12 protein-coding genes are annotated in these 16,228 nt (G+C 62.3%); 3 read left to right on the top strand and 9 right to left on the bottom strand.

Annotated elements, in window-relative coordinates:
* Positions 1-2,967, bottom strand: coding sequence for a bifunctional [glutamine synthetase] adenylyltransferase/[glutamine synthetase]-adenylyl-L-tyrosine phosphorylase (locus ACT6QH_RS12630; protein WP_444975177.1), 2,967 nt, complete (start codon positions 2,965-2,967; stop codon positions 1-3).
* A gap of 50 nt (positions 2,968-3,017) precedes the next feature.
* Between ACT6QH_RS12630 and ACT6QH_RS12635 the strand changes: the two genes are divergently transcribed.
* Positions 3,018-3,206, top strand: a complete 189-nt coding sequence (locus tag ACT6QH_RS12635) for a hypothetical protein (protein WP_444975178.1) — start codon at positions 3,018-3,020, stop codon at positions 3,204-3,206.
* 74 nt (positions 3,207-3,280) lie between these two features.
* On the opposite strand, the gene ACT6QH_RS12640 is transcribed toward ACT6QH_RS12635, so the two are convergent.
* The 7 genes from ACT6QH_RS12640 to ccmI form a co-directional block, all read right to left on the bottom strand.
* Positions 3,281-4,687, bottom strand: a complete 1,407-nt coding sequence (locus ACT6QH_RS12640) for a sensor histidine kinase (protein ID WP_444975355.1) — start codon at positions 4,685-4,687, stop codon at positions 3,281-3,283.
* Positions 4,688-4,804: 117 nt separating this feature from the next.
* Positions 4,805-5,524 (bottom strand): response regulator transcription factor, encoded by a 720-nt coding sequence (locus ACT6QH_RS12645; protein WP_444975179.1) that lies wholly within the window; start codon positions 5,522-5,524, stop codon positions 4,805-4,807.
* 246 nt (positions 5,525-5,770) lie between these two features.
* Positions 5,771-7,336, bottom strand: a complete 1,566-nt coding sequence (locus ACT6QH_RS12650; protein WP_444975180.1) for a Do family serine endopeptidase — start codon at positions 7,334-7,336, stop codon at positions 5,771-5,773.
* Positions 7,337-7,489: 153 nt separating this feature from the next.
* The gene (locus ACT6QH_RS12655) at positions 7,490-7,987 is read right to left on the bottom strand and encodes a cytochrome c-type biogenesis protein (protein ID WP_444975356.1); all 498 of its coding nucleotides are present in this window, start codon (positions 7,985-7,987) and stop codon (positions 7,490-7,492) included.
* A 60-nt stretch (positions 7,988-8,047) separates the two neighbouring features.
* Positions 8,048-10,033 carry a heme lyase CcmF/NrfE family subunit gene (locus ACT6QH_RS12660; RefSeq protein ID WP_444975181.1) on the bottom strand — a complete coding sequence of 662 codons (1,986 nt, stop codon included), beginning with the start codon at positions 10,031-10,033 and terminating at the stop codon, positions 8,048-8,050.
* 4 nt (positions 10,034-10,037) lie between these two features.
* Entirely contained in the window at positions 10,038-10,544 is a 507-nt protein-coding gene (ccmE, locus tag ACT6QH_RS12665) for a cytochrome c maturation protein CcmE (protein WP_444975182.1), read from the bottom strand.
* On the bottom strand, positions 10,541-11,710 hold the full coding sequence (gene ccmI, locus ACT6QH_RS12670) for a c-type cytochrome biogenesis protein CcmI (RefSeq protein WP_444975183.1): 1,170 nt from the start codon (positions 11,708-11,710) through the stop codon (positions 10,541-10,543). Before ccmI ends, ccmE begins: the two co-directional genes overlap by 4 nt.
* Positions 11,711-11,909: 199 nt before the next feature.
* Between ccmI and ACT6QH_RS12675 the strand changes: the two genes are divergently transcribed.
* Positions 11,910-12,365: a YidB family protein gene (locus tag ACT6QH_RS12675; protein ID WP_444975184.1), complete on the top strand. Its 456-nt coding sequence runs from the start codon at positions 11,910-11,912 to the stop codon at positions 12,363-12,365.
* A gap of 166 nt (positions 12,366-12,531) precedes the next feature.
* Entirely contained in the window at positions 12,532-14,763 is a 2,232-nt protein-coding gene (locus ACT6QH_RS12680; protein ID WP_444975185.1) for a transglycosylase domain-containing protein, read from the top strand.
* Between the two features lie 54 nt (positions 14,764-14,817).
* Here ACT6QH_RS12680 and ACT6QH_RS12685 read toward each other — a convergent pair whose 3' ends face one another.
* Entirely contained in the window at positions 14,818-16,128 is a 1,311-nt protein-coding gene (locus ACT6QH_RS12685; RefSeq protein WP_444975186.1) for a hypothetical protein, read from the bottom strand.
* Between the last annotated feature and the right edge of the window lie 100 nt (positions 16,129-16,228).

Raw genomic sequence — 16,228 nt, forward strand, 5'->3', positions numbered from 1 at the left:
TCATCTGGCATGGTCCGCCAGAATACGGGTGAAAAGCTCCCGCACACGCGCCTGTGTCTCAAACAAATGAGCACTGAGGCTCTGGAAATTCGGCGTTTCGCCGGCACGCGCAAGCAAGGCCCGCAAGGCCGGGCTGGCATCGGCCGGCACCACATGTGCATCCACCGCCAGCCGGAGCACTTCAGTCAGGTTCTGATACAGCCGGCAAGCGCTGGTCAGCACATGCGCATCTTCCGTATTCAGCAGGCCCAGCTTGCCAGCCTGCGAGAGAACACGGGCAGTGGCGGTGCTCACCAGATCCGGATATTCGCAGGAATAGGCCAATACCAGATATTGGGCGATGAACTCCACATCCACCTGTCCGCCGGCGGCATGCTTCAGGTTCCACTTGTCATCCTCGCCCTTCTCGGCGGCGATGGCGCGACGCATGTCCAGAATATCCCCGGCCAGAACAGCTGGGTCTCGCGGCTGGGACATCACCTCATGGATGACAGCCTCCACCCGCTGCTGAAAACTCCCATCGGCGGCAATCACGCGCGCGCGCGTCAGCGCCATATGCTCCCAGGTCCAGGCTTCCTGCTTCTGATAGTTTGAGAAGGCAGAAAGGCGTGTCGCCAGCGGACCGGAACGGCCGGAAGGACGCAGCCTCAAATCCACTTCATACAGCTTTCCGGCATTGGTCAGCGCTGTCAGCGCGCTGATGAGACGCTGGGTGAAGCGGGCGAAATATTGCGCCCCGATCAGCGGGCGCGGGCCATCGGAATTCGGGTCCGCATCCGCGTCATAATCATACAACACGATCAGATCGAGGTCGGAGCCGGCGGTCATTTCGCGCCCGCCCAGCTTACCCATGGCCAGAACGGCGGTAGCTGCCCCGGCAATGGTGCCGTGCTTCTCCCGGAAACGCGCCCAGACACGCTTGTGCAGGGCGCAGATGATAACCTCCGCCAGACGCGCATAAGCCTCGCCTGCACGCGCGGCGGGCAATGTGCCGGAAGCGATGCGCACGCCGATCAGCACATGCTGCTCCTGCCGGAAGCGACGCGCCCTGTCGAACTTCTCTTCTTCTGTATCGGCTGTATCCAGAAGATGATCGAGATGCGTTTTCAGTGCCTCCTCGTCCGGCAGCACATCGAAAAAGGCCGGGTCCAAAAGGGCATCGGCCAGAGAAGGCTGGCGGGCCAGCGTTTCCCCCAGCCGCGGGGCGGCCGTGAGAATGGTTGCCAGAAGACGCACCACATCCGGGTGGCGCTCCAGAGCAGCCAGAAGATTAGGGCCGGGAAGATCCGTGAGGAAGCGGTCCGCTGCGATCAGCGCGCCATCCGGGTCGCCACCACGGGCGAGGGATTCCAGAAGCAGCGGCACAAAATGGCCCAGACGCAGGCGCGCCGTTTCGCCCTTCAACGCACGATGGTTGCCGCCCATCCAGCCCCGCACGATCGTGCTGGCCGCACCGGGTTCCTTGAACCCCATCTGCGCCAGCGCCGCGAGGGTCTGGCGATCGTGCCCCTCCTCGGGAAAGACCAGCCCGCCATCTGGCAAAGCTGAAGGCATATCCTCGAAAAGCTGGGCATAATGCCCCTGCACACGGCGCATATGCGCCACCAGTGCAGCGGCGAAACTGTCTCGTGTCTCATAACCCATGAAGCGCGCGAAGGCTTCAATCGCTTCCGCACCTTCCGGCAGCTCATGGGTCTGGGCGTCGGCCAGCATCTGGATGCGATGTTCCACCCGGCGCAGGAAAAGATAGGCCTGCGTCAGCTCATCACGCACCTGCGGGGCAATCCAGCGATGCGAGGTCAGCGCCTCCAGCGCCTCCAGCGTACGAGGCGTGCGCAGCATCGGGTCCCGACCGCCGGCAATAAGCTGCTGAGTCTGAACAAAAAACTCGATCTCGCGGATACCGCCACGGCCGAGTTTCACATTATGCCCTTCCACCGCCACCACATCATGGCCACGGAAGGCATGGATCTCACGCTTCATGGCGTGCACATCGGAGATGGCCTGAAAATCCAGAACGCGTCGCCACACGAAGGGCGCAAGCTCTGCCAGATATTCGCGCCCGACCTTCAGATCCCCAGCAACAGGGCGCGCCTTGATATAGGCCGCGCGCTCCCATGTAGCGCCCTCGCGCTCATAATAATCCAGCGCCGCATTCAGAGAGAGAGCAACCTGCGTAGAGCCCGGATCAGGCCGCAGACGCAGATCCACCCGCAAGACATAGCCATCGCCCGTGCGTTCCTGAAGCATACGAACAAGGCCCTGAGTGATCTTCACGAAGAAGGGTGAGGCCATCACATCGTCGCGCAGCGGAGCAACATCCCGATCATAAACGATAATCAGGTCGATATCGCTGGAATAGTTCAACTCCCGCGCGCCATGCTTGCCCATGGCGATCACGCCCAGCCCGCAGCCGGTTACCGGATCAGATGCGTCCGGCGGCAGCAGGCGACCAGCGCGGGCGGCATCGGAAAGCAGGAAGGTCAGCGCCGCGCGCACGGCGGCATCCGCCAGATCGCTCAACCCGGCCGTGACCTGAACCAGATCAAACACGCCGCCAATATCGGAAAGCGCAATCAGCAGCGCGGCTTCCGCACGCATCCGCCGCAGGGCGCGCATCACCTCCTGCTCCTGCGTGCTGCTGGCCGCGACGGACGCGCATGCAGTGATGAGCGTTTCCAGATGAGCACGCGGCGCACTGGAGAGGCAACGCAGCAGGCGCGTCGGCTCGGCGCGAACCAGGTCTGTCAGAAAGGACGAACCCTCCATCACCCCCAGACACACCTGCCGGCTGAGCGGATGAGCGGAGAAAAGCTCTTCAAGCCGGGCACGTTCTTCCGCCGTCAGGCTTTCGAGAGACTGGGCAAGCCGCAGGCTTGCCGCTTCCTCATTCTCGATGACAGGCCCTTCCCGCATACCGGCGGCGAGGATCTGGTCTGCAATCGAAATGGAAGAAGATGCGGGCATGAACTATCCCTGAAGGCAAGAAAAACGCTTTTCCAGCAGCCGTGCAGTGGATGAAGGCGCCTGCCTGCTTTGCAGGCAAAAAAGAGTATTGCGCACCAAACAGCCACAGCCCGACCGTGAAGAAGCCTGAACTGCTGCAAGCACTAAAGCATTTCAATGTTTCAGAAAAACTTAAAATGCACCTCGCACGCCGGCTCTTTTCATATGGAAGCGCTGGGGCCAGCCGCGTTTCCATATGAAAGCCCCACCGGAAAACAGACGATTCCCGTTTTCCGAAGCTCATCACCCAGTAGAGACCAGCCTGCCCGCACCTTCAAGCCACGCCACCACGTTTTAGCGGCAACCGCAAACGCACAATCAGGCCTGGTTCATTATCCGCCAGTTCCATGCGGCCATCATGCAAATGGGCCACGGCAGCCACCAGAGACAGGCCAAGGCCGGAGCCGGGCAATGTGCGGCTGGCCTCCAATCGCACAAAACGCTCTACCACCCGCGCCCGGTCTTCGGCAGAAATGCCGGGACCGCGGTCCGCCACACTCAGCACGGCTTCCCGGCCCTGTTGGGTGAGGGTGATGGCGATATGCCCGCGCGCGCCATCAGCCGAGCGTCCATATTTGATTGCGTTATCCACCAGATTGGAGAGCGCTTGCGCCAGCAGCTCACCCACGCCATGCACGCTGACGGGCACGGCCTCCACCGTCAGCTCCACCCCCTGCTCATCGGCCAGCGGCTCATACAGCTCCCAGACATTTTCCGTGATATTGGCCAGATCGACATGGCTCATCATGGAGCGCGCCTGCCCGGCCTCTGCCCGTGCAATCAGCAAAAGCGCATTGAAGGTGCCAATCAGCCTGTCACTTTCCTCAATGGTGCTTTCCAGCGCAGTGCGCCATTCCTCCTCGGAATGCGCCGTGCGCAGTGCTTCTTCCGCGCCATTGCGCAGGCGCGTCAGCGGGGTTTTCAGATCATGCGCGATATTGTCGGAAACTTCCTTCAACCCCTGCATCAATGTCTCGATCCGGTCGAGCATGGCGTTCAGGGAAAGGGCGAGACGGTCAAACTCATCACCCGTGCCATCCACGGCAAGGCGGCCGGATAAATCCCCTGCCATGATGGTGGCACTGGTTTCCGTCATCGCATCAATGCGTTTCATCACCCGGCGGGTCACAAAGATGCTGCCTGCCAGCCCCAGAACCACCAGGATCACGACAGCCCATCGCGCTGGCCGCGCCACCAGATCACGCATGGTGTCGCGCTCTTCAATATCGCGCCCCACAAGCAGCCGATAGCCACCCGGCAACAGCATGACCTGCACGAAGGCCACATGGCTGCGCACATCGCCATTATCATCCGCGCGCTGATATGAGGTGAAGCTGGTGCCCGTCTTGTCCAGAAGTCCGAGGGACAGATCCCCCACATTCGCGGCCAGAACCTCACCCTGAAAATTGGTGAGCATATAGATGGAAGAGCCCGGTCGACGCGAGCGACGGTCAATCACAAAAACAAGCCGCTGAATGCCACCATGGCGATACTGGCTGGCCAGAAAGCCCACCTCGCCATTCAGATCATCCGCCACCTGATTCTGGATCAATTCGCGGGTGTGCCAGGCCGTGTAGCTGATGACGAAAACTGCAAACAGCGCGAACACCACCAGATAGGCCGCCAGCAGCTTGAAGGCCGTGGTGCGGATCAGCCGCGAGGCATAGCGCACAAGCAGCATGGGCGATGAAAGCCCTGCTCCACCCCTGGCCCCGGTCCCGGCCCGCCGGGTGGCAAGCTTGTGCGTTTCATCTGATTGCGCTCCATCCGGCGCATTCCCGGCGGCATTCGCCATCGCCTAACCCTGCCCGCCAGCCCGCACCATGTAGCCGGCGCCGCGCACAGTATGGATCAAGGGTGCATCAAAGCCCTTGTCCACCTTTCCACGCAGACGGGAAACATGCACGTCAATCACATTGGTCTGGGGATCAAAGTGATAATCCCACACATTTTCCAGCAGCATGGTGCGTGTCACCACCTGCCCGGCATGGCGCATAAGAAATTCCAGCAAGCGAAATTCGCGCGGCTGAAGCACAATTTCCTTGCCCTCACGGCTCACCCTATGAGCCAACCGGTCCAGCTCCAGTTCGCCCACCTTGTAGACGGCATCAGAAGCCTGCGGCCCGCCACGCCGGGCCAGCGCCTCCACACGGGCCAGAAGCTCGGTAAAGGCATAGGGCTTGGGCAGATAATCATCGCCGCCCGCGCGCAAGCCCTGCACCCGGTCATCCACCTGCCCCAGCGCCGAGAGAATAAGCACCGGCGTGGCATAACCGCGCCCACGCAGCTCAGCCACCAGAGACAAGCCATCACGCAGGGGCAACATGCGGTCCACAACCAGCACATCATATTTGCCATCAAGCGCGAGCGTCAGCCCCTCTTCGCCATCGGCCGCATGGTCCACCACATGGCCGGCTTCACGAAAAGCCTTACGCAAATAGTCCGCAGCTTCGCGGTCGTCCTCGACAAGGAGGATACGCATGGGGGAGAAACAATCCGGATCGAGATTCGTATTCATTGCACTCTATCCCAGATGAGCTGCCGGTCCATCCGCCGACGCACCCGCAGCAAATGCAGGGTGACATATGAAAATGCGCGGGAAGCCGGAATCGGTGGCTTCCCGCGCGCTCGGAACCATGCGGCTGGGTGGGGCGGGACGCCGCAATGGCGCCGATGGGGCGCTGCCTCAGGAAAAAACCCGAGGCAGAAACATATCCCCTTTGCTGGCCAGTCTCTGGTGACTGACTTGCGCCCTTGGCGCGCCTTACTTTCCAGCCTTCTCAGTCAGCGGAATGGCCACGAAGCGCACACCCTGCTTGCTCTTCACCTGCATCAGCACAGCCTTGCGCTTTTCGGGGCCATTCTTGGCCGCCAGCATGCCGGCGCGCACATCCTGCGGGGTGGAAACCTGCTTCTCACCCACCTTCAGAATGACATCACCCGTGCGCAAGCCACGCTCGGCGGCAAGGCCACGCGGGTCCATGCCCGTCACGACCACACCTTCCTCGCCAGCCCCTTCCACACTGCTGGCCGGAGCCAATTGCAGGCCAAGGCGCGGCAGTCCCTTGGCGTCGGCGCTGTTTTCCTCCGTCTCGGAACCCTTGCCATTCACATCGCCAGGCAACTGGGCCAGCGTCACCGCAACCTCAATAGGCTTGGCATTGCGCAGCACATCCAGCTTCACCACCTCGCCCGGCTTCATCATGCCGATGGTGCGGGTCAGCTCACGGGCATCCTTGATCGGGCTGCCATTGACCTTGACGATCACATCCCCAGCCTTCAGGCCCGCCTTCGCACCTGGAGTGCCAGACTGAACCTGCGCCACAAGCGCGCCTTCCGCCTGTTTGAGACCAAGGCCGGAGGCCAGCTCTTCCGTCACGGGCTGGATCTGCACACCAATATAGCCGCGCGCCACCGTGCCATGCGCGCGGAGCTGATCCACCACCGCCTGAACGGTTTCGGAAGGAATGGCGAAGGCAATGCCCACATTGCCACCCGAGGGTGAAACAATGGCGGTGTTCACACCAATGACTTCACCATTCAGGCTGAAGGTGGGGCCACCCGAATTGCCGCGATTGATGGGCGCATCAATCTGAAGGAAATCATCATAGGGGCCAGAGCCAATATCACGACCCCGCGCCGAGACGATGCCCGCCGTCACCGTTCCACCAAGGCCGAAGGGGTTACCTACGGCGATCACCCAGTCTCCCACACGCGGGGCGGCGGGGGCCAGCTTCACCCATGGCAGGCCGGAAACATTGTCAATCTTCAGCAGGGCAATATCCGTACGCGGATCAGTGCCGATAACCTTGGCCTTGTATTCCTTGCCATCCGTGGTGGTCACATCCACCTCGGCGGCCCCGTCAACCACATGATTATTGGTGACGACATAACCATCTTCAGAGATGAAGAATCCAGAGCCCTGCCCCACCACCGGGCGTGCGCCCCGCAGACCACGCGGTCCGCGCGGCCCCATGGGGCCCGGCCCTTCCCCAAAGCCGAAGCGCTTCATGAACTCTTCGATCTGCGGGGGCACGTGGCCGCCAAAGCCCCCCATGGGGCCGGCGCCTTCGGTTTCACCCATATCCTTCTTGACCTTCACCGAAACCACGGCGGGAGAAACCTTCTCCACAATATCCGCGAAGGAAAAGGTATCGGCCGGCTCATTGGTGGTGATCTGCGCGAAAGCGGGGGTGGTCGTCACCGGGGTCAGCACACCGGCCATCACGCCCGCCATTGCAAAGCCCACGACACCAGCCATCAGCACATTGCGACGGCGGCGCGTGGCGGGAGAGGTCTTGGTTGCAAGGGCTTTTTCAGAACGGTTCATGTCTCTCGCATCTCTCTCATGGGCCGGGCGCAAGCGCTGCATCGCGCAAACGCCCCGGCTGCCGACATTTCATGAGAGACACTAACGGGAGAATTCTTACAGCCGTCTGGCGGCCAGATTAAGCTTCTGTAATGTGGACAACCGGCAACGGCCCTAATGGGCTGAGCGACGCGATGCGTGACGCCCCGGCTCTTCCTTCAGCAATTGCTTGAGCTGGGCTTCCTCTTCAGCAGAAAGAGGCTGAGCGCCAGCAGCTTCATTCCGGCGACGTGCAAACACCAGCAAGGAAAGCGCGCCCAGCACCAACACCAGCAGAGGGGCAACCCACAACAAGGCATTCTGCAAGGACATGCGCGGACGCAGCAAAACGAACTCGCCATAGCGCTGGACCATGTAATCCATCACCTGTCCATTGCTATCGCCGGCTTGCAGGCGCTCACGCACCAGCAGGCGCAGATCACGGGCCAGTGGCGCATCGGAATCATCAATGGACTGGTTCTGACAGACAAGGCACCGCAACTCGCCCGAAATCTCCCGAGCGCGCTTTTCCAGAGCCGGATCTTTCAGAACCTCATCCGCCTGCACAGCCAGCGCCACACTGGCGGCACCAGGTGCCCCGGCCAGGGACAGGCCAAGGGCCGAGGCGGCCAGAAACTGGCGCAAGATCCCGCGTTTCAAGTGTCCATGCTCCCGTCCTGATACGCTCATGGCCTACTCCGCCGGTACGGCTGCAACCCGCCGCCGCGCAGGCTTGGGCGCGCCAATGCGCAACCGCCGGTCCGCCAGAGACAGAATGCCACCAATGGACATCACCACCGCGCCCCACCAGATGAGCGTGACCTGAGGCTTGTAGGCCGCGCGCACGGAAACCGCGCCACCCTCCATTTCCTCATCACTCACGCTCACATAAAGCTGGCTCAGGCCGAAGGTGCGGATACCCGCCTCCGCCGTCGCCATCTGGCGGGCTGTGAACAGGCGACGCGCGGCCTCAATCGTGCCTTCGGGCTTGCCATCATTCACCACGGTGAAGATCGCCACACGGGCATCGAAATTTGCGCCGGCCCTGTCTTCCTGCCGCTCCAGCGTCAGGGTGCGCGAGCCCACACTGATGGTATCACCCGGCTTCATTGCGGCAATAGTCTCCAGCCCCCAGGTGGAGGCCGTGACAATACCCAGAAGGGTGACACCCATGCCGAAATGCGCCAGCGCCGTGCCATAGGCCGAACGTGGCAGCCCCCTGAGGCGCGCATAAACGGCCCGCAGCGGCACCCGCCCCATGCCGGCGCGCTCGGCAATATCCGTCACTGCGCCCAGCATCACGAAGGCCGCAAGCCCCACGGCCACGGGTGCCAACACTGGCCCGCCCGTCGTAGCCGCCGCAGTCACCACGGCAACGACAACAGCCAGTCCCAGCGCCCAGACCAGGCGCTGCGCCACCCCCAGCAGATCACCGCGTTTCCAGGCGAGAAGCGCACCAAAAGGCATGGCGAACATCAGCGGTAACATCAACCCGCCAAAGGTGAGGTTGAAGTAGGGGGGGCCCACCGTGATCTTCGCCCCAGTCAGCGCTTCCAGCGCCAGCGGATAGAGCGTGCCCACCAGCACCGCCGTGGTCGCGGCCGTGAGGAGCAGATTGTTCAGCACCAGCCCGCCTTCGCGCGAAACGGGCGCGAACAACCCGCCCTTGCGCAATTCGGAAGCCCGCAGCGCGAACAGGGCCAGCGCACCTGCGATGAAGAACACCAGAATGGCCAGAATGAACACACCGCGCGTCGGATCCGTCGCAAAGGCATGCACGGATGTCAGCACGCCCGAGCGCACCAGAAATGTGCCCAGCAGCGACAGTGAAAAGGCGAGGATGGCGAGGAAGATGGTCCACACCTTCAGAGCATCGCGCTTCTCCATCACCACGGCGGAGTGCAACAGCGCGGTGGCGGCCAGCCATGGCATCAAAGAGGCATTTTCCACCGGGTCCCAGAACCAGAAGCCGCCCCAGCCCAGCTCGTAATAAGCCCAGTAGGAACCCATGGCGATGCCGAGAGTCAGAAACACCCAGGCCGCCAGTGTCCAGGGCCGCACCCAGCGCGCCCAGGCCGCATCAATCCGCCCTTCAATCAGCGCCGCAATGGCGAAGGCGAAAGAAATGGAAAGCCCCACATAGCCCAGATAGAGAAGCGGGGGATGAATGGCGAGGCCGGGGTCCTGCAAGATGGGGTTGAGATCGTGCCCCTCAGCCGGCGGCGGAACCATGCGCAGGAATGGGTTGGACGTGAAAAGGATAAAGGAGAGGAAAGCCGCGGCAATGCTGCCCTGAACCGCCAGCACATAGGCTTTCAGACGGTCTGGCAGATTGGTGCCGAACACCCCCACCAGCGCACCGAACAACCCCAGCACAAACACCCACAGCACCATGGAGCCCTCATGGTTCCCCCATGTGCTGGTGATCTTGTAGATCAGCGGCATCCGCGAATGGCTGTTCTCCACCACATTCACCACCGTAAAATCGGAGGTGAGATAGAGCTGGATCAGCGCCCCGAAAGCAAAGGTGATGAAGGCGAAGAAGCCGACGGAAAGCGGCCCTGCCGTGCCCATCAGCACCGCATCTCCCCGCCCCGCGCCCCATGCCGGAAGGATCACCTGAAGAATGGAAAGCGCAAAGGCAAGTGCCAGCGCATATTGGCCCAGTTCCGCAATCACGCCATCAGCTCCCTGAAGCCGGAGAAACCGTCATGGGGCTGGCCGGAGAGGCAGCTCCGGGCGCGGGTCTGCCCTCTCCGCCCTCATGCTGCCACAGGCCCTGCTTCTTCAGGGCATCAGCCACCTCGCGCGGCATATAACGTTCATCGTGCTTGGCCAGCACGCTATCCGCCATGAACACGCCGTCGGTCGCAAGCGCGCCTTCCGTCACCACGCCCTGCCCCTCGCGGAACAGATCCGGCAGAATGCCCGTATAGGACACCTTCACCGTGGCGTTGCCATCCGTCACCGCAAAGGTGGTGGTGGTGCCCGCCTTGACGACGGAGCCGGTTTCCACCAGCCCGCCAAGGCGTACCCGCTCGCCGGGGACCACCTGTCGCTCCGCCACCTCTGTGGGCGTGCGAAAGAAGACGATGGTATCACTCAATGCCGAAAGAATGAGCCCGGCGGCCAGCGCCAACACACACAGCCCCGCGGAAATCAGCACAAGGCGACGGCCCTTGCGTGTCATGGTTCATTCCCTTCCAGTGCGAGATCGCGCGCAGCCAGCCCAATACGCTCCAGCGCCTGCGGGTCTCCGGCGAACACGGTGCGGGCCTTTTCCAGCGCGCCAGACGCCTTGTCCTTCTGCCCCATGACTGTAAAGGCCCGCGCCAGACGCAGCCAGCCATTCAGATCATTCGGCTCTTCATTCAGGCGGTCCTCAAGGCGGGAGACCATGCCCTCGATCATGGCGCTTCTATCCTGTGCAGACATCTGCGCCGCATTCGCCACATCCTCAGCCGAAGGCCCCGGCATTGCAGGGCCGCCTGCCACCGGCGCACCCGCTTGCGCCTGCATGGCCTGAGCCCGCGCCATGGCGCGGCGCAACATGGGCAGATACGGGGCTTCCGGTGCAGCCCGCTTTTCCATGGCCTGCCAGATGGCCAGCGCCTTGGCCGGCTGCCCATCCTGCTCGGCGGCAGCACCCAGAAAATAGTTCGCGCGTTCTTCGGTCGGGTCCAGCTTCACGGCTTCCTCGAAGGCCTTCACGGCCTGCCCGGAAACGACGCCATCTTCCGCCATCACCATGGCCTCACCCAGCGCCGCATAACGCTCTGCCGTTGGCCCCAGCAGGCGGATGACCTGAATATAAGCCTTGGCCGCATCCTGCGGGCGCTGCATACGCAGATAAATGGGCGCGAGAATGGCATAGCCCTGCCCATCCTGCGGGTTGGCGGCCAGATGTTCCTCCACCTTGCGCACCAGAATGGCGACATCTTCACGGTTTGGCGGCGCGGCAAGGCGAGCCGCCAGCGGAGCGCCCGGAATCTGCGGCGCACCAAGCCAGCCATAAACCCCGGCCCCCAGAAGCGGCACCACGATAAGGGCCATCACGGCCGCCATGCGCCGGCGTAACAGACGCTGGCGCTCACCGGCGGTGTCCTGCGCATCCTGCGCCTTGTCTGCGGCGATCAGCCGGCGGGCCACTTCCGTGCGGGCGGCTTCGGCTTCGGCCGATGGCAGGCGTCCGCTGTCACGGTCGCGGTCAATTTCCGCAAGCTGGTCACGATAGACGGCGAGATCCGCGTCATGCTCGCTTTTCAGCGTGCGCATACGCGCCAGAGGCCACAGCACAACCAGAACGGCCAGCGCCGTCATGGCCGCGAAGGCTATGAAAAGGGGAACCGAGATCATGTCGTAGCCGTTACCCTGTAAGCGCTCCAAAGCAAAGGGCAGAAACACCACCAGCGGCGTGGGGCCGCAGGGGAAAACCCCGCAGATGAGGGAATGACGCCATTCAGAGCCCCTCTACAGCGCCCCTACGGCACCTTCGCTAACCGTCCGGCCAATATCCGCAGGCGCACCACCATGTACAATCAGCCGCGATTCGGCCTTGCATCCCACGCAGGCTCCGGCAAAGGGAAAGACTATGGGACTGTTCGACCAGATGATGGGCGGGGCGCTTGGCGGCCTACTGGGCAAGGCCGGCGGCTCCGACATGATGAGCGGCCTCCTCAACACCGCCCTGAGCGGTGGCCTGGGCGATGCCCTGCCCGGCATGGTGAACAACGCACTGGCCAAGACGGAGTTCGGCAATCTGGAAGGTTTGCTGGGCGCATTGCAGAATAACGGGCTTGGCGATCAGGTCGCCAGCTGGCTCTCCAGCGGGGCCAATCTGGATGTCTCGGCCCAGCAGATCATTGAGGCCATTGGCGCGGACCGTCTGGCCAGCATCGGCAGCGCGGTGGGCATCCCCACTGAAACCCTGGGCGATCTGCTCTCCCAGCATCTGCCCCAGCTCATCGACAAACTGAGCCCGAACGGCACTCTGGAACTGCCGCAGGGCTGAACGGCCCTCTGCTGAACATGCAGGTGCTGGCGGCGCAAGTCGCCAGCCGCTAAGCTGGGCTTCGGTTTTCTCATCCGGTGGCGGCGGGCTGTGCAAACTTTCGCCGTGGAAGTGCCGGCTTTGGCGGAAACCATCGCCAGTCCGTTTCAGCGCAGAGCCTCGCCCCTTGTCCGAGCCGCCGCCCACACCAGACCCCGGCCAGAGCGCGCCCGGCCCGCATGGCCCGAAGCAGCGCCAGAACTGGCGCATCCGGCTGCGGCAACGTCTGCTGGATGCTGACGCCCTTCTGGACAGCACGCTCTATGCGCTGGTCGCCGGCAGCCGCCATGCTCTTTCTTCCTACGCCGCCTTTACCGAGCGCTTCAACCTCACCGGCATCTACCGCCTCGCGGCCCATACCGCCTCCGAAGCCCTGACCCTTGGCGCGGCGGGGGCTGTGCTTATGCTGGCGCTGGCCCTGCCCGCCTTCCGCGAAACCTCCGATGACTGGCTGAAACGCACGGAACTCGCCGTCACATTTCTGGACCGTTATGGCCACGTCATCGGCGAGCGCGGCATTCGCCAGAATGACACCGTGCCGCTGAGCGAGTTTCCCGATCCCCTCATCAAGGCTGTTCTGGCCACAGAAGACCGGCGCTTCTACGAGCATTGGGGCATAGATATTACCGGCACGGCCCGCGCCCTTGTTTCCAACGCCCGAGCCGGCGGCGTGGTACAGGGCGGCTCTTCCATCACCCAGCAACTGGCCAAGAATCTCTTTCTCTCCAACCAGCGCACGCTGGAACGCAAGGTGAAGGAGGCTTTTCTCGCATTCTGGCTGGAAGCGCGACTGAGCAAGAACCAGATTCTGAAGTTGTATCTGGATCGTGCCTATCTGGGCGGCGGCTCCTATGGGGTGGATGCGGCGGCGCATTATTATTTCGGCAAATCCGTGCGTGAAGTGAATCTGGCAGAAGCAGCCATGCTGGCCGGCCTGTTCAAGGCCCCTTCCAAATATGCCCCGCATGTGAACCTGCCAGCCGCCCGCGCCCGTGCCTCTACCGTGCTCGACAATCTGGTGGAAGCCGGCTTCATGACAGAGGGCCAGGTGTTTGGGGCCCGCCGCACCCCCGCCACCCCGGTGGACCGGCAGGATGATGGCGTGCCGGATTATTATCTCGACTACGCCTTTGATGAGGTGAAGAAGCTGGTGGACCAGTTTTCACCCGACATGACGGAACGAAACTTCACCGTCCGCACCGGACTGGACCCGAATATCCAGAAGGTTTCCGAAGCCGCGCTCAATCAGTCGCTGCGCCAGTATGGGGCGGATTACAAGGTCTCTGAAGGGGCCATTGTGGTGATGGAGCCGAACGGCACAGTGCGCGCCATGGTAGGCGGGCGCGATTATGGTGAAAGTCAGTTCAACCGCGCCACGGATGCGCTGCGCCAGCCGGGTTCATCCTTCAAGCCCTTCGTCTATACCGTCGCGCTGATGAATGGCTACCGGCCTGATACCATGGTGCGTGATGCGCCCATCTGCCTTGGCAACTGGTGCCCCCAAAATTACGGGCGCTCCTATCGCGGACGGTTGCCGCTCAAAACCGCCCTGCAATATTCGCTCAACACCGTGGCTGTGCGGCTGGGGCAGACCTTCGGTGTGAGCAAAATCGCTGCCTTCGCGCAGAAAATGGGCCTGACGCACCCGCTGCTGGCCAATGCCGCCCTGCCCCTCGGCGCGGCGGAAGCCACGCTGATCGATATGACCACCGCTTATTCGGTCTTCGCCAATAACGGGCTAAGCGTTTACCCCCATGCCATTGTGGAGATGCGCACAGGCAATGGGCATGTGGTCTGGCGCTTTGATCGTGACGCCCCGCCCCCGGTGCGGCTCATTCCCCAGCAGACGCTCAGTGACATCAACTTCATGCTCAATCTGGTGGTGGAGGCCGGCACTGCCCGCCGCGCCCGACTGGTGAACAGTAAGGTGGCCGGCAAGACCGGCACCACCAATGCCTATCGCGATGCCTGGTTCATGGGGTTCACGGGCAACTATGTTGGTGGGGTCTGGTTCGGCAATGATGATTACACACCCATGAACCGCATGACAGGCGGCTCCCTTCCGGCCATGACCTGGCAGAAGGTGATGGCCTATGCCCATCAGGGCATCGAGATCAAACCCATCCCCGGCATCACGTCCCCCATCCCGAAACTGGACCCGGTGCCACCACTGATCGAGGTTCCCGGTCTTGGCGGCAATCGCCGCCCGGTGACGCTTTCCCCCCAATCCGCAGCACGACTGATGGCACTGGAAAAACTGCTGAAAGCGGCTGAAAAGCAGGGCGGCACTTCTGCACCAGACACGCCGCCAGAGCCTGCACCACAGCAGCCTTCGGCCCCACCAGCCTCCCGCAGTTGAAAGGCTGGCCGCATGGTTTACCAAAAGGCGAACCATGAGGGGCTGCAGTTCACATCACTCGCCACTTAAAGGCGCCAGATCATCCCGCACCGGATTGGTGCAACTCTGATTATCTTCTGCATCTTCATGATATGCGGCGGAGACGAAAGAACAGTGCGTCTTCTCCGCCTGAGCCAGCCAGGACACGATCTTCTGGCTCAGGGCAGCAGCCTCTTCCGCACTTTCCTGCGGCTTGAAATCCTCTGCCGCAGGCACAGGCGCATGTCTGGTTTTCTTGCCCTGCGCTTCGGCTACATTGCTCACGGTCACCAGAAGCGAGATGGTTTCCGCCGTATCCACCGCCGTCACCACCGGCTGAACAGCAAGCTGGAACCTGCTCCACATGCCCTTCTCCAACCCCGTCACCTCCGCACCCACTGTGAGGGTGGCGGTAAAGACAGGCTGATTATTGGCATTACGCTCCACCTTTGCCCCAGCCAGCGCGTAACGCTGCTTGCCTGAAGCCTCTTCCTCGGGATCTCCACCGGAAAGCTGACGCGCCAGCACCTCTTCCAGATAGGTTTTCAGCTTAGTATCGGAGATCGTGTCTCCATCCATGATGCGGGGGCGCGGCACGGAAACCAGCGCCATCTCCCGGCAATTATTGGGCAGGCCCACAGCCACAACCGCTGGCAGGCCACGCACGGCTTCAGCTACGCCAGCCTCGCTGCCAACGGGCACGGCGATATCCAGACGCACATCCTTTCCGCCCAGCGCCGCAAGGCGCAGCCTGTCCCATAACGCCTTCATTTTTGCCGTATGCAATTCCCCATCGGAGGAGGACAGTACGACATTCAGCGCTTCAAGATCCGGCGGGGGCTCATCCATGCTACGCAGGGACGTGGCGTGCAGCGTGACGGAAAGCCCTCCCACCAGCACGCCGCACCAATCATCATTGATATGCTGGATGGCACGCCCGGCATCCGAGAAACCGGCTTGCGGACGAAACAGCACCACATCTTCCACACCTGGAATATAATCCGCCTCACCCCACACCTCCTGCCCGTCGCGCTCGCTGCGCAACAGCTTGAGGTGCACCTCTTCCCCACCCTTCCCGATGGTCAGCTCCATGACGCTGCCATCGCGCTTTCCTTTAAGCTGCAAAGCGGAACGCGGGTCACCCTTCGGCGACGCAAGCGTGCCCCTGATATGGCCGTCCTCCTGCACATCAAACGTGACAATAGCCGTGCGGTAAGGGGGAAAGAAAGGCGCGCCTTTGGCCATATATTGCTCAGCAGCCCAAGCCGTGGAAAACGGCATCAGGCCCGCCAGAAACCATGCGCCCACACCCCTGCCGACCTGCTTCGATATCACCTTCGCCGCCATTCCGGTGCTCCTGAAACTCTACTCGGCCACCCTGTCAGCTCTGTCGCCACCACTTGCAGAACTGTGCTCAGACTTCTTACTCTGCCTTCCTTACGGAACT

It is taken from the genome of Haloleucobacter albus, assembly GCF_052492075.1.